This window comes from Ferdinandcohnia salidurans (assembly GCF_042680725.1).
Classification (GTDB): Bacteria; Bacillota; Bacilli; order Bacillales; family Bacillaceae_L; genus Ferdinandcohnia; species Ferdinandcohnia salidurans.
This window is the reverse complement of record NZ_JBHUEK010000025.1, coordinates 253,929-268,323: the sequence shown is the minus strand read 5'-3', so window position 1 is coordinate 268,323 and position 14,395 is coordinate 253,929. Positions and strand designations below refer to the sequence as shown.

Annotated in this window: 13 protein-coding genes and 1 riboswitch; of the genes, 6 read left to right on the top strand and 7 right to left on the bottom strand. The window is 37.4% G+C overall.

The window, feature by feature from the left end; all coding sequences use genetic code 11:
* Positions 1 to 3 precede the first annotated feature (3 nt).
* Both ACFSFW_RS15720 and ACFSFW_RS15715 read left to right on the top strand, forming a co-directional pair.
* Positions 4 to 459 carry an OsmC family protein gene (locus ACFSFW_RS15720; RefSeq protein ID WP_388039644.1) on the top strand — a complete coding sequence of 152 codons (456 nt, stop codon included), beginning with the start codon at positions 4 to 6 and terminating at the stop codon, positions 457 to 459.
* Between the two features lie 363 nt (positions 460 to 822).
* Positions 823 to 2,013, top strand: coding sequence for a M14 family zinc carboxypeptidase (locus ACFSFW_RS15715; protein ID WP_388040334.1), 1,191 nt, complete (start codon positions 823 to 825; stop codon positions 2,011 to 2,013).
* Positions 2,014 to 2,178: 165 nt separating this feature from the next.
* Here the strand turns inward: ACFSFW_RS15715 and ACFSFW_RS15710 are convergent, their stop codons facing one another.
* From ACFSFW_RS15710 to ACFSFW_RS15680, 7 genes are all read right to left on the bottom strand, one after another.
* Positions 2,179 to 2,724 carry a PilZ domain-containing protein gene (locus tag ACFSFW_RS15710; protein ID WP_388039642.1) on the bottom strand — a complete coding sequence of 182 codons (546 nt, stop codon included), beginning with the start codon at positions 2,722 to 2,724 and terminating at the stop codon, positions 2,179 to 2,181.
* A gap of 12 nt (positions 2,725 to 2,736) precedes the next feature.
* Positions 2,737 to 3,447: an EAL domain-containing protein gene (locus ACFSFW_RS15705; RefSeq protein WP_388039640.1), complete on the bottom strand. Its 711-nt coding sequence runs from the start codon at positions 3,445 to 3,447 to the stop codon at positions 2,737 to 2,739.
* A 94-nt stretch (positions 3,448 to 3,541) separates the two neighbouring features.
* A riboswitch (cyclic di-GMP riboswitch) is annotated at positions 3,542 to 3,628 on the bottom strand.
* A gap of 222 nt (positions 3,629 to 3,850) precedes the next feature.
* Positions 3,851 to 4,645, bottom strand: a complete 795-nt coding sequence (locus ACFSFW_RS15700) for a LytTR family transcriptional regulator DNA-binding domain-containing protein (RefSeq protein ID WP_388039638.1) — start codon at positions 4,643 to 4,645, stop codon at positions 3,851 to 3,853.
* 622 nt (positions 4,646 to 5,267) lie between these two features.
* Positions 5,268 to 5,798, bottom strand: a complete 531-nt coding sequence (locus tag ACFSFW_RS15695) for an ABC transporter permease (protein WP_388040333.1) — start codon at positions 5,796 to 5,798, stop codon at positions 5,268 to 5,270.
* A gap of 367 nt (positions 5,799 to 6,165) precedes the next feature.
* Positions 6,166 to 7,581: a PcsB-like coiled-coil domain-containing protein gene (locus ACFSFW_RS15690; RefSeq protein WP_388039637.1), complete on the bottom strand. Its 1,416-nt coding sequence runs from the start codon at positions 7,579 to 7,581 to the stop codon at positions 6,166 to 6,168.
* A gap of 217 nt (positions 7,582 to 7,798) precedes the next feature.
* Complete coding sequence (locus tag ACFSFW_RS15685; RefSeq protein ID WP_388040331.1) at positions 7,799 to 8,674, bottom strand: M15 family metallopeptidase; 876 nt, start codon at positions 8,672 to 8,674, stop codon at positions 7,799 to 7,801.
* A 641-nt stretch (positions 8,675 to 9,315) separates the two neighbouring features.
* Positions 9,316 to 9,798, bottom strand: a complete 483-nt coding sequence (locus ACFSFW_RS15680) for a DUF2062 domain-containing protein (RefSeq protein WP_388039635.1) — start codon at positions 9,796 to 9,798, stop codon at positions 9,316 to 9,318.
* 263 nt (positions 9,799 to 10,061) lie between these two features.
* Here ACFSFW_RS15680 and ACFSFW_RS15675 point away from each other — a divergent pair, with 263 nt between their 5' ends.
* The 4 genes from ACFSFW_RS15675 (at position 10,062) to ACFSFW_RS15660 (ending at position 14,388) form a co-directional block, all read left to right on the top strand.
* The gene (locus ACFSFW_RS15675) at positions 10,062 to 11,036 is read left to right on the top strand and encodes an SIS domain-containing protein (protein WP_388039633.1); all 975 of its coding nucleotides are present in this window, start codon (positions 10,062 to 10,064) and stop codon (positions 11,034 to 11,036) included.
* A gap of 211 nt (positions 11,037 to 11,247) precedes the next feature.
* Positions 11,248 to 12,519 (top strand): ABC transporter substrate-binding protein, encoded by a 1,272-nt coding sequence (locus ACFSFW_RS15670; RefSeq protein ID WP_388039631.1) that lies wholly within the window; start codon positions 11,248 to 11,250, stop codon positions 12,517 to 12,519.
* Positions 12,520 to 12,647: 128 nt separating this feature from the next.
* Positions 12,648 to 13,532 (top strand): carbohydrate ABC transporter permease, encoded by an 885-nt coding sequence (locus ACFSFW_RS15665; RefSeq protein WP_388039630.1) that lies wholly within the window; start codon positions 12,648 to 12,650, stop codon positions 13,530 to 13,532.
* A gap of 1 nt (position 13,533) precedes the next feature.
* Positions 13,534 to 14,388, top strand: coding sequence for a carbohydrate ABC transporter permease (locus ACFSFW_RS15660; protein ID WP_388039628.1), 855 nt, complete (start codon positions 13,534 to 13,536; stop codon positions 14,386 to 14,388).
* Positions 14,389 to 14,395: the final 7 nt, after the last annotated feature.

Genomic DNA, 14,395 nt, shown 5'->3' with positions numbered 1-14,395 from the left:
AATATGACAGTTACATCTGATTTACGAAAAATTGAGGTGCAAACAAAGTGGAAGAAGAATGTTCAAACCGAACATTTTGTACGTGGGTTTCAGTTTTTAGTGGATGAACCATCAAAAATCGGAGGAGATAATGAAGCCCCTACTCCTCTTGAATATGTTTTGGGTTCGTTTAACGGCTGTTTGCTAGTTGTGATTGATTTGGTCGCAAAGGAATTAGATTTCCAGTACCAAGATATTCACATCAATAGTTTTGCTATCGTGGACAGACGTGGTCTATTCGGAACCGCTGATGTTTCACCCTACTACCAAACTGTCGTCAACGAAATTAAATTCGAAACAACACAAACCACCGAAAAACTAGAAGCTGTAAAAGAACTTGTCATTAAGCGTTGCCCTTTATACAACCTTCTCAAAAACGCAGGAGTTGAAATCAACTTAAACTGGTCAATTGGGGCCTGACCCCCGCTAAGGTAAAGTTTTACAGGATTAAAATAAAACACGGGGACGGTTCCGCAGTTTTCCTATATTTTAGGAGAACAGGAGAACCGTCCCTATGTTTCTATTGCCGTATTAATATGTGTGTAACTAGAATCCCATAATCCAAAAGTTACAACCCCACCTGAAAAACTAGGTATATCCTCATTTTTTATCGATAGGACCTACTATTCATTTTTAATAGAAACTTCGGTTTTCGAAGGTTTTTGATAGAAATGGCCAAAACTATTACAGTTTCGACAGCGAAAAACGACAATGCTAAATCTACTAAACTCATACAATCTAGTTGTATTCAAAGTAAAATTAGTAGAGAGTGGCGTGGTGGTTGTGAAGAAGAAAAAGGTTATTTTGACGTTAGGGGTTATTGCATTGTCGGCAAGTTTGGTAACGGCGGTGTTTGCACAACAACCGGAAACATCGCCTGGTACACCTGAGCAACAAGTTTTATCTGTAGAGGGGTTCACGAATCATGAGCAACTAGGGAAAAAACTGCAGCAGATTGCAAAGAGCAGCCAAGGAAAGGTTCAGGTTGAGGTAGCGGGTTACTCAAACCGTGGTAGAGAAATCTACAAGGCGACTGTTGGCCACGGAGATAAGGTCATTTTAATGGAAAGTGAAATTCACGGAAATGAACCAACTGGAACGGAGGCACTCCTAAACATTTTAAAATTTTTAGGTTCAAATTCTCCTGAGGCTCAAAAGATTCGTGAGGAGGTTACGTTTGTAGCGTTACCGAAAATGAACCCAGACTCGTCTGAGTTAAATCGTCGTGGAAATGATTTAACATGGGAAGAGGTAGTAGAGGACTTTCCGCAATTAGCGGGCGGAGAACCAACTTGGAACTACTATACATACCAGAATCGCTTTTTTGATTATGCATCACAGCCAGGTTTTGATGTAAATCGTGACTTTAATCCAAACCTTGATTATGTGCCACAGCCTGAGGACTTCCCAGGGAATTCATCCCAACCAGGATGGTTCATTACACCTGAATCCCAGGTCGTTCGTGACGTATATAAGGACCTTCAAGCTGAGTTTGGTAAGGTGGATGTATTTGTAGACTTGCACCATCAAGCACCATACTATGAGGTGGATGGCACAGATGATCTCGTAACATTCTCAATCAGCGGCCAATTCGTTCCACATCCATCAACACCTGAAGGCCAAAAATATGCGGAATATGCGGATACATATGACTATGACTTTGCGCGCCAACTCAATGTAGCAGTATATGATGCACTACAAGAAAAAGGTAATTCAAACATTAACCTCTATCCACAAGGCCTTGACTTACCTGGAACAGCGTTAGGAACTTTTGCACTAAATGGAAGTGGCTCCGTGTTGTTTGAAGTAAGAGGCCAAACACACAGCATGGGCCAAAAGAAAAAGGGTGAATTAGTAAAGGCGGTTGAAAGAGGTCTATACGGAATTATCAACGGCGTAGCTGATGGGACAGTGTATGATATTGATCCGGAAGAATACGAATCTATTCCGTTGACGGAGGGGAGACGGCTTTAGGGGCCTGACCCCCACCGAGGTAAAGTGTTAAAGGATAAAAAGATTCTGACCAACTAATTTTTATCTGGTCAGAATCCTTTTAAAATTAGAGCTTACGTCCCTTTTTATAAGTGCCTAAAAATAAGGTGAAGAGTTCTCTATCCGCAGTACCAGTATTAATCAACACTAGCTAATTTTGTGTCGGTTTTTGGCTTGATAGTTGTGCAATGCTATGTTTAGTCTTGTGATGTCTCGGACAGTTAAATCGACAAACTCAACACCATACGATGTGGCTTGGCCTTTAACGTGATCTTCTCTTCTAATAATCTTTCCCTTTAAATTAAATTCTTCCCCGAAGAAGTTAAAACTAATTTTTAACATAATGTTGTATTTCACCGGGAATTCGTATGATGAAAAAAACTTTAGACCACCGATACTAATATCTACGATTTCCCCAGTAAAATTCTTATCTCGTAGTTTGCCTAAAGAATGATTACTGAAGTCTTTTAGGGTAAAAATACTTTCAATGGGAGGTAGATTTAATCTATAGGTATTTCTTTTTTCCTTGGGACTGGTTTTTTTCACAATCGTGAGTTCGTTCTTTAGTTTTTTATTGTTACTATGTAAAGTCTCTATGTGTTTACTTTGCTTTACGATTCGTCGTTGCTCTTTAATAAATAAAAAGAGTAAAAAAATGATTATTATAGATTGAAATACTACTATATAGTTCAATACGCTTCACCTCTATACAACTAACAGGTTTTTTGGTCTACCCAATATATAGCCTTGGCCATAAGTAACCCCGATATTTCTTGCAATAGTCACATCCATTTCATTCTCTAATCCTTCTAACACCAATTGAATACCATGGTTATTGGTGTAGTCGATAATCCGTTGGATGTATTGCTGTTTTTTTGGATACCTATATAAATTATTGGAAAAACACTTATCTAACTTTATAAAGTCTGGTTTCAACTTAATTATTGATTGAATACTAGCATTTCCTTTTCCAACATCATCGATTGCAAATCGAAAGCCATAGTGTTTTAATTCGGCCATCTTTTTCTTTAGGTATTCAAAATCATTAATTGCTTCCATTTCATTGATTTCAAAAATAACATGTTGACTAATATAGTTATTTACGGTGATAATCTTTCTTATAAAAGGCAGGAAATTTGTATTTGTAAGGGTAGATGGAAATACATTCAAAAACAAATAGCCGTCCTTTTTGGAGTACCCTGCTGAATGGTAGGTTAAAGCAGCCCTATGGATAGACCGCGAATCTAATTCATAGAGCTGTTTTTCTTTTTTTGCCAGATGGAAAGTATCCTCGGGATTTTGAAAATGTGAAGTTCTAAGAAGTCCCTCGAATCCAACCCTTTGCCATGTCTGGAGATCAATAATAGGTTGGAAAAAGTGAGAAAAAAGTTCATTTCTAATTATATGTTGTATCATTTTGCTTTCACCTCCTTTATCTAAGATCAAATAATAAAATAAAAAAAGATGACTGCACCGAAATAGAAACGGAAGTCATCTTAGTCTCACTAATTTCGGAAACCCGACTACCATTGCCAAAAGTTGCATTAGGTTCGTAGCTTTGCGTCCTTACCTTTCGATAAGTTTGCCATTATCATGTTATGTGTTGGATTAGTACTATTTCCTTAGTGATATACGTAGAAAGTACTAGATAATATGCCTATCGTATTATCTTTGTAGAAAACTGTCAATTTATGTTCGGACGCCAGTTTAGCTGTTTTCATACACTTTTAGCATGATTTCATGCGGATTAATAGTAGTTTCAAGCAGAAAATTTGATAATTTACAGCAAAATTCGACAAATTTAAACAATTTGTTTTTATTAGTTGTTAAAGAATGTTTTATAGTCTTGAATCAATTTAATTTTATTTTTTGTTATCTTTGCTTTTTCCTTATAATCCTTGAAAGAGCCGATGCATATTTGGCCAATAGTCTCTATTTTATAAAGTAGGTCCATATTAATAATATTTGAACGATGTGATGTCAGAAAGCGCTCATCCACTTTTTTCTCAAGATTAGATAATGGCTCATTTGTTTCGTATTGACCAGTGACGGTATGAACTATGGACTTGCGATCATTTTTCTCGATAAAATAGACGTCACCCATAGGAATAAAGATATGACTATTATGATGCTTAATCATTAAGTCTCTCTTTTCTGTTCGATCGATTGATAGAGAAGCTTCTATCCTTTCAAGTGAAACGCCCTCTGACATTGGGAGTAAGGGCATAGATAAGTTTTCAATTTGTTGATTTGCCTCTTCGAAAGCTTTTCTGTCTGAAATGTTTATACTTGTACCAATTACCTCAATTACCTTTCCATTCTTAAATAAGGGCCTTAGAGTCGTGATATAACTAAAACCATCTATATTACATTCAAACGCACAAAAGTTTCCATTCCATGCTATTTGGTAATACTTCTGTTTCTCAGCAGCGTAGTCTTCGGGATAAAAGTCGAATAGAGTATACTCCATAATATCGTCAGGTTTAAAACCTAATTTATATAATAATTCCCCGTCACAAAACGTGTGGAAAAATCCACTCTCCTTCTTGACAAACTTAAAAACCATACCAGTATCATTAAAGGTATGTTGAACTTTTCTCAAATACTTACTCATGATTCTCATTCTCCTTACTTTTGGATCAGTAGGGTCAGGTTCTATTCCGAAGTTTCCCCTTGGCCAGATGCAGAGCTTTAAACGGCCCGGGTTTAGATGAAAGGAAGATACGATGGCTATAGGATGGATGGAGTGATGGATTTCATGCGCCAATTAACCTTGCTTTGAGTAGTACGGTTGGCAAAAATGAAAGACCAGCAACATCTTTGGGAAGCAACAATTTTGATATGAAGTGTAGTTTTCGTGCCCTAATTTTATTTTTCTAGGGTATCTTCTGTAGCGTCTCGAACTCTTCCTATGAATTGCAGAATAGAAAGTAGGCAACCTCCTATCCAGCTCCACGCCATGAATAGAAAAGTTACCATCTAATGTAATTCTTTTAGTTTCGTATAAGGGTAGCTGTTCATTTGAGAGTTGGCTTGATAGCTTGGTGTATCAGACCTGTATATTACTATTATAAAGCTTTTTTTATTATACATAATACTCTTTAGAAAATGAATTGTAAAAAATTAGGTGGGGTATAAAAATGGTGGGTATTATTAAGGGGCCTGACCCCCGCCGAGGTAAAGTGTTAAAGTAATAGTAAAAAGGGGCGATCGTATCGCCCTTTTTCATTATCATTTTACCTCGTTGATACAATTGACTGTCTTTTATATAACAAGGAACCCAAGATAAAGGCAACTCCACCCCAAAGGAGCATGTTCCCAAAACCAAGCCAAAGAGGGGATGAAAGAATAGGAGTATTGTAGACCATACTGTCTCTTAGGCCGTCTGCAAAATAGGTGAGCGGGAGAATGTTTGAGATAGGCTGCAGCCATTCAGGCATCGTTTCAATTGGAAAGAAAATGCCACTTACAAACATCATGAGAAAGCTGGTAATGTTTGCAACTCCCATATAGGCCTCATTTGTATTGCTAAAAGAAGAAATAAAATAGTCAATTGCATTGAAGGCGAGAGCGCCCATTAAGAAGACTAGCAGTAGACTAGGAAAGTTAATAAACAGATTAGCCCCGAATACAAATACGCCAATTAAGGATAAGAGAGTGATTTGGATGATGCTAAATACCAGGCGCATGATCATATCACTAAGGCCGAAGATACCCATTTTTGCGGGGGTCATACGCAACCTTTTTATTACTCCTTTTCTGCGCATATCCACTAATTCCGAACTTCTAACACACTCATACTCACATCACCTTTCCCTTTAAACCGTACATTTTTCGCAAATGCCCTACACCGAAAGTAGTACCACGTTTATTCCTATGATGTGAGCAAGGGGAAAATTCGTAAACTTTAGGTGGAAATTATGGATGGAATAGGGAAACATAGGGACGGTTCCATTGTTCCCTTGTTTTTTCCAAATGAGTTGATTAGGAAAAGGAGGTGGCAAGTAGGGAAATATTTTCAATCTTTTTAGATTATAAATAAAAAAAAGAGATTAACCCTATGAATGATAGGTAATCTCATTTTGCTTTAGTGGTAAGCTTGTGCTCCTACTTTATTTGGTAGTAGGTCGATATTTATTGAATTCTGATTACACGGCCGTTAAATTTTTCCTTCCAATACCCTACAGTCATATCAGCAATAGCGACACCTGTGGAGCTTTGCGATCCTAAAAACTTTCCTCCACCTAAATAAATTCCAACATGCCCATCTATTTTGTATGTATCAAAGAATACTAAATCACCAAATTGCATTTGAGTTGATGGAATTCTAATGCCTTCATTTCTTAAGGTATCTGTAGTTGATCCGACTTGGATACCTGCTTCTGAAAAAACATGGTTAACAAATCCAGAGCAATCAAATCTCCCATTTTCGATATCAAATGGATTCCTTCCCGCGCCGAATATGTAAACGGAATTACCGATGTAGCTATAAGAGTTAATAATTGCCTCTACTAAGCTATCACTAGTAGTTGATGTGTTCAGTTGACTAATATACTCAAGACTTTCTAGGGTTGATTCAGATGTAATTTCAAATTGACCGTCTTGCTCATTTAAGAATTTATCCTTCATTGCTTCTGCTTCTAATGCAAGTTCTCGATTATTTTTATATAGTTCTGCCATGAAATCTAGACTTTCTTGTTCCTTCCGTTTCACGGTTTCCTTTAGTACTTCTTGTTGCTTTTGTTGCTCTAAAATATTAGTTTGCATTCCCTCATATTCAACTTTCAATGCAGTTAATTCTTCTAGTTTTGCTTCAACGGTAGCTTGCTTTTCTTCTAACTTTTTTAAATCTGTCTTTTGCTGTTCAATCAAGCTTTCATCGGCTTTCATTAATGTTGTGACTCCAATTACACGGTCAACGAAGTTACTAAAGCTTGTTGATCCAAATAATACATTCAAATATTCTACCTTCCCACCCGTTCTTTGAAGGGTCCTTACTCTATTATGTAAAATTTCAAGGCGTTTTTGGATACCCTTATTTAAGGAATGTATTTCTTTCTCTAGCCTTTGAATCTCTTGATTGCTTTTGTTGATTTTTTCCTTTGTCTCATCGATCACCTTATTATTTTCTGTGATTGCTTGCTCAAATTGTTCAATTTGTTTATTAAAATGTGCAATTTCGGTTTGGATTTTTAAGAGCTCTTGAACGGTTTTTTCAATCTCTGTTCGAATCTCTTCGTGTTCCTCTTTAATCTTATTGGTGACTTCTTCAAACTCATTCATTGAATCCACCTGGGCTTTTTGCTCAGATTCCTTTATGGGTTCGGTTTTTGTATCGTCTTGTAATTCTGTGTGATTATTCGTTGCTTCTGTGGGAGACTTTTCACTTTCGGTCTTCGTATCATGAAGTGGATTTGTTGAAGGTGTGTTTGGCAACACAGTTTCACTTTTTTGATTTTCACTTGTTTCCGCAAAAACTACCGGGCCAGAAGAAATACTTCCTATACTAACAACAATTACCGTATTTAAGATCATGAACCTCTTTTTCAATCTCTTACCTCCTTTCTTTGAACGAGGGGACGGTTTCGCTGTTCCCCTAATTTTTTCCACCTAGTGTAAACGTTAAACTAGAATTCGCAATTTTTCAATAAATAGAGTTCAACAGAAATCTACAAAAAAAACAGAAGACAAGAAACATTAGAAGCGTCACAGTGACGCACCGAATTTTGTCGAAGATTAAGAATTCTAGGTCATAGTGGGGCTTGAACTACTGATACCTTGTCACGATGACTCCATCTACGTTATTCCCAGAAATCTCATATTCAGAAAGGATAGGTTCTACAATTTCCAGCGTTTCTGAAACAGGGTGGTAGGAGATGTAATAATTTATTCCGTCAACCGTTGTCTTCACGGTCTTTTCTTTTTTCAGAAATTCTATGTATTCTTCTAACACGAGGTTCTTTTCCTTCATAAGCGCACTATGGGGCAAACCTACATAGCGAAAGTGCCAAGGCTCGTATTCAATTCCGGTGATATCTGTTTTGTCCTTTGGGTATCGGAGGATAAACCCGTATTCCCAAGCGTTTTCTGCCATCCATTTTCCTTCAGGGGCATTTTGCATTTTCATCAATGTCGAACCAACATCGAGTGATAAACCTAAGTGATGTTCACTATATCCCGGTGGCAAGGCGTAACTAGATCCCATCTCTTTATAGAGTTTTGCTTGTTCCTCAAAGTCACGAAACCCACTATTCACCGAAAAGTGAACCAATCCGTCCTTTTTAGCAGCCTCCATCATCTTAGAGAATTCCAGTCCCGCCTCTTTTGATAGAAAAATAGTATCAATACTAGTCCCGAATTGTTCGCCAAGCTCCCCGATTGACGATAAGGGTACAATATCTTCTTTTATACTCATTTGTTCAATCGGATAGGTATTGTTAGCTAACAGCAAGTCACCTTGGTAAATCTGGTTCTCATTGATATTAATGGTTTTGATTTTCTTTACCGGAGGCTCTCTTGTAATCAGGTTAGAAACAATTATTGACTCAGAATGTGTGTTTTCATGTTGCTGAAGAAACGGAATCGAAATCACAAAGGCAGCAACAATCGTAATCAAGACCGCCGGCAATATCCACTTTTTCATCCGCTGCATTTTTTCTCCTCCTAAAATAGTCACAGTGACGCCCCGAAATTCCCGAAGTTTGTCGAAGACTCGTTGGGCAGACGCCTCCTTATCAATTGTACAAATATCTTACTCTTTTATTATATTCGTTACTGTGGTATTCAAGCTTATTTAACATTTTCTCTCAAGCTTTGGATCCCTGGCGTCCCTGGTTAAATGGGCGTAATACCTCATCATAAGAAAATGCCAATATTTAAGAATCATTTTCTTTCCACCTTACACTATACTTTTAAACATTATATCGACAAAAACCGACATTGTTTTAATGGGACAGAGGGACAGGTCTCTCGTCCCAGAACCATCGTAAGAAAAAGAAATTATTACGGTACTATTAATTTACTGCAACCTGTACTAATCGCAAAATTTTATTTCAAACAAACGTTTGATTAGCGGTCTAATGTTACAGTACCAAGTTTTTTCAATTTCAATCAAACGCTTGATTGGACGACTTTTTGGGTGGAGAAAAACTGTTGTTATAGTGGTGGGATGAGGTGGATTGCTATTCTAAATCTAGGGTGCATACACCAAAGAGGCGTATGTGAGGCGTTGGAGGGAGGGAAACCTGGCTTTTTAGAACAACAGGAGTAGGCATAGATATGTTCTTATAACTTCCCTCTGATCCTACGTAATAAACCTTTACGGTACATTTTAAAGAGAAATTTGACGATAAAGTAAATGAATATAGAGAAGAGAATGGTGTTAATCAAAGCCCCTTCTAGAAATGTAAAACCTTTTGAAAAAAAGCTATTTACTCCATCTAACGTATGTTCCAGAGCATCTGCGTAGTCAACTTCCTCAAGCTCATCTACTTTTGTACTCTTATCAAATAGAAGACTACCAACTTTATAATTTAACAAGAATAACACTGGCCACAATGGAGCTCCAAGAACACCACTTACAAGGGCTGCCACTGTATTACTCTTAACTAATTTTGCTAGGCCGACCGAGAGAATCACACCAAGTCCAAAGGTAGGATACCAATTTGGTATAAACCCCAATGTAAACCCAAGTGCCACCTGATGAGGGCTATCGTTAACTCTAAGTATACGCACAAGATTATATTTAAACTTTCGACCTAAATTCATATCGGTCACGCCTCCAAATGTTCAAGACAAGCACTTTATCCAGCTATGTATCTAGTGTATCATACGCTAAAAACTTAAATGAGGAAAAGTACAAAAGGGAAAAAGACGATTGGGGAGAAGTGGGACAAGGGACCTGTCCCCGTGCCCCATCTCAATAAAAAAAAAGTAACAGAAAATTTAAAAAGTATTTGACATTCGATAATGAAGGTTATATATTTTTATTAAGACATCATATGATGTTATATAAAACGGAGGTGCTAGAAATGAAACAAGAACATGTTAAGCAAATTTCTGATGTGGTAAAAGCAGTAAAGGAAATCGAGGTTAAGAATTTTTATTTTGTAGCCTGTGGAGGTTCAATGGCCTCATTAGGAACGGGAGATTACTTCGTAGATCGTGAACTTGATATACCAACTAGACTCTATACATCAAATGAATTTGTTCACAGTGCTCCTAAAGGACTAGGAAAAGGTAGTGTGGTTATCCTACGTTCGCATTCTGGTACTACACCTGAAACAGTAGAAGCTGCGAGATTTGCAAGGGAACAAGGTGCATTAACAATTGCTATTTCTATGGATGTTGAATCTCCACTTTGTAAAGCGGCTGAATACACCGTACATTACAACTACAAAGATGGTTCAAATGCAATTGATGGGGAAGTTGGAATCTATTTCAGTCTTATTTTTCAACTTTTACAAGCGCTTTCTCCGAATGAAAAATATGAAAGAGTGTTAAAACAGTTAGAGAATTTAGAAACACTTTTAGATACAAATAAAAAACAAACGATTGATCGTGCATTTGAGTGGGGCAAGGAAAATAAGAGAGAAAAACTAATCTATACCATGGGAAGTGGTGTATACTTTCACCAAGCCTATTCCTTTACTAGCTGCTTATTAATGGAGATGCTCTGGATTCATTCAAATGCTATTCACACTGGGGAGTTCTTCCATGGACCATTCGAAATCACGGATGATAATGTTCCGTTCCTAATTGTGAAAGGTGAAGGAGCCAATCGCCCATTGGATGAAAGAGCGATTACGTTTGCTCAAAAGTTTAGTAAAAATGTAGAAGTCGTGGATGTGGCCGAACTGGATTTCACTGGGATAGATAAGGATCTTAAAGAATACTTTGGACCAGCCATTGTAGGTGCCGTATTACGCCAATATGCGGACGGTCTAGCTGAACATACAGGTCACCCACTTTCAGTACGTAGATATATGTGGAAAATGGAATATTAATTAGTGCGGTATTAGAGTTTTCTAGAATAATAGATTGCTAGCATTATGATTCAATACACTTGTGATTCATAGGAGTAGTTCCTTGTGAGACATTACAATCGTGGTCATACATACCGAGTGACGATGGGTATGACTGGAATAGACAGCTAATGAACTCACTCCTGCCTAGAATTATCTGAATAGATAAATAATTTAAAGGGAGTGAATATAGATGAAAAGGTTTCTGTCGCTTTTAGCCATTTTGCTAATACTAGTTCCGGTAGTAACAGCTTGCTCTGATTCATCATCTACAAAAGAAGCAGAAGGAGATAAGGTTGTGATAGACTTTTTTCACAGATGGCCAAACGAACCTCGTAAATCTTTTTATGATGAAAAAATTAAAGAGTTTGAAGCTGCTCATCCAAATGTCAAAATCAATGTTGATGCCGTCTTAAATGATTCCTATAAGGAAAAAATTAGAGTCCTAGTTTCAAACGATGACCTTCCAGATATTTTCACATCTTGGTCTGATTCATTTGCTATGAATCTTGTATCTTCCGAACGTATTATGGCTTTGGACGAAATCATTAATGAGGATACGGAGTGGTCGGGAAAGATTATTGAATCTCAATTTTCTGGTTTCACTTTTGATGATAAAACGTATGGTATTCCATTTACAATTGATGGGAAAGCATTTTTCTACAATACCAAGATTTTTGAGGAACATAATCTCAAAGCACCTACAACCTATGATGAACTAATTGATGTATTAGATGCCCTTCAAGCTGCTGGTTATGAAACACCACTTGTTGAGGGATTAACAAATGGTTGGGCAATCTCTCATTATCTAGGAACGATTTTCCAACGGGTATTAGACCCTACTGTAACCGCTACTGATTATGTGGACGGTTCAGGCGAATTTACTGATCCTGGTTATATCCGTGGGTTAGAAATCTTTAAAGAACTCACATCTTACATGGGCGACGTTTCAACTGCGATTGATCATGAAGCTGCACGTAATATGTTTGGTAATGAAGAAGTTCCAATTGTATACATGCAATTTGCTGAAATCAAAATGGTAGAAGAAATGGGTCTAACGAACATTGGTTTCTTTGATTTCCCGGCGATTGATGGTGGAAAAGGAGATTCTAAAGCATTAACAGGTGCACCAGAAGGTTGGATGTTAAGTAAAAACGCGCCAAAAGAGGCAGTGGAATTCTTGAAATTCCTCACATCTGAGGAAACGGCGTACGATTTTACAAAAACAGATGGTCAGTTGAATGCCATTAAAGGAGCCGTGGATGCTGAAAATACATCCGAGACAAGGATGGCAGCATATGATATCGTCCTAAACGCAAGTGCAACTGCTCCATGGTTTGATAATGCAGTGAATATTAATATAGCGGATATCTTTATGAGAGGCGGACAATCGTTAGCAACTGGAGATGCAACACCTGAAGATATCATGAAAGAAGTTCAAGCTGAAGCAGCTAAATTAAAATAGTGACCGCTTTTATATCGAAACTTAAGATTCAGTATCGCACTCTGAATCTTAAGTTTCACTTCAAATAGTAGATAAAATGATTCTTAAGAGAATATTCCAGGCTAATTTGATTGTTGGGGGTGAAGCGTATGTTAAGAAAGAGAAGTATATTGATCCCTGTACTCTTCTTACTACCGAGTATTGTTTTTCTTACCACTTTTGTCTATTTTCCTCTCGTTCAAAATTTCTACAATAGCTTCTTCGATTTTTCTGTTTTTTCACAAGAGAAGACTTTTGTAGGGTTTGAGAACTTTAAAAATTTAATAGGTGACAAAGTCGTTCTTACCGCTATTGGTAACAACTTCAAATATATGATCATTTCCGTTATTCTACAGGTCGGGTTTGCACTAGTGTTGGCGTATATCTTAGAGGATAAAATCTTTCGAAAAGCTGCTCCAATTTTGAGAGTCATCTATTTTATGCCGGTTATGGTGTCTATTTCTGTAATCGCATTGCTATTCGGGTTTATCTATAATCCACAAATGGGTATTTTAAATAGTTTTTTAGAATTAATTGGTTTAGAAGAATGGGCCAAGCCTTGGTTGGGTAATTCTAGTACGGCGATATATGCAGTAATTGCAATGTCACAATGGCAAAGTATTGGTTTTATCATGATGCTATTCATCGTGGCAATTCAGAAAATACCTCAAGAATTATATGAAGCCGCTGATATTGATGGGGCGGGGAAAATTCGCAAGTTTATAAGTGTTACGGTTCCCCAAGTCAGAGAGACTATTTTCGTTAACACCCTCATCACGGTAACAGGGTCGATGCTCGTGTTCAATGAACCATACATTTTGACAAACGGTGGTCCTGGTTTTAGTTCTATCACGATGTCTGTTCATATGTATCAACAAGGTTTTGTGAAGGATAATATGGGGTACGCCTCGACGATTGCGATTGTTATTTTTATGATTACGGCCATGCTTGCAGTTATCCAAATACGATTGTCGCGTACAGGAAAGGGTGATTAATATGGGGAATTTAGTAAAGTCCACTCGTAGATACCAGAGATTCGGTCTTGGTGAACTTTTTATCACGATCGGATTAATTGTATATGCGGTTATTATCCTTTATCCTCTTTTCTGGATGGTTATTTCCTCCATGAAAAGCTATAAAGAAATCTATAATAATGTCTGGGGATTTCCAAGTACGTGGCTCGTTGAAAACTATGCAACCGCTTGGTCGAAGGGAATATCAAGCTATTTCGTAAATAGCTTATTTGTTACAGCCATAACAGTGATTTCCGTTGTATTGATTGGGTCAATGGCGGCATTTGTATTAGCAAGATATCGGACAAAACTGATCGATTTTGCCTTGATTTTTATCATTGGTGGCATGATGATGAACCCAGAGGTTGCCTTGATACCGTTGTTTAATATACTTAGTAGTTTGGAATTAATCAATACGCACTGGGCACTCATTTTTACGTATATTTCCTACCGACTTCCCTTGGCGGTTTTACTACTGCGTGCTTATTTCTTGAGTATACCTCGTGAACTAGAAGAATCAGCGATTATCGATGGATGCAGTGAATTTGGAATCTATCGCAGAATCTATCTTCCAATGTCTGTACCAATTATCATTACTGTTATAGTATTAACTTCATACTATGCTTGGAATGAGTTCTTATTTGCTACCATTTTTATCGAATCAAACGACTTAAAGACGATTCCATCAGGATTGATGAACTTCCGAGATGCGTTACGTACGGATTGGGGTGTTCTTCTAGCAGGTATGGTTATGTCTGCTGCTCCAATGGTTTTACTGCTTATTTTTCTTCAGAAATATCTAGTAAGAGGGCTATCAGAGGGTTCTGTAAAAGGTTAATAGAAAG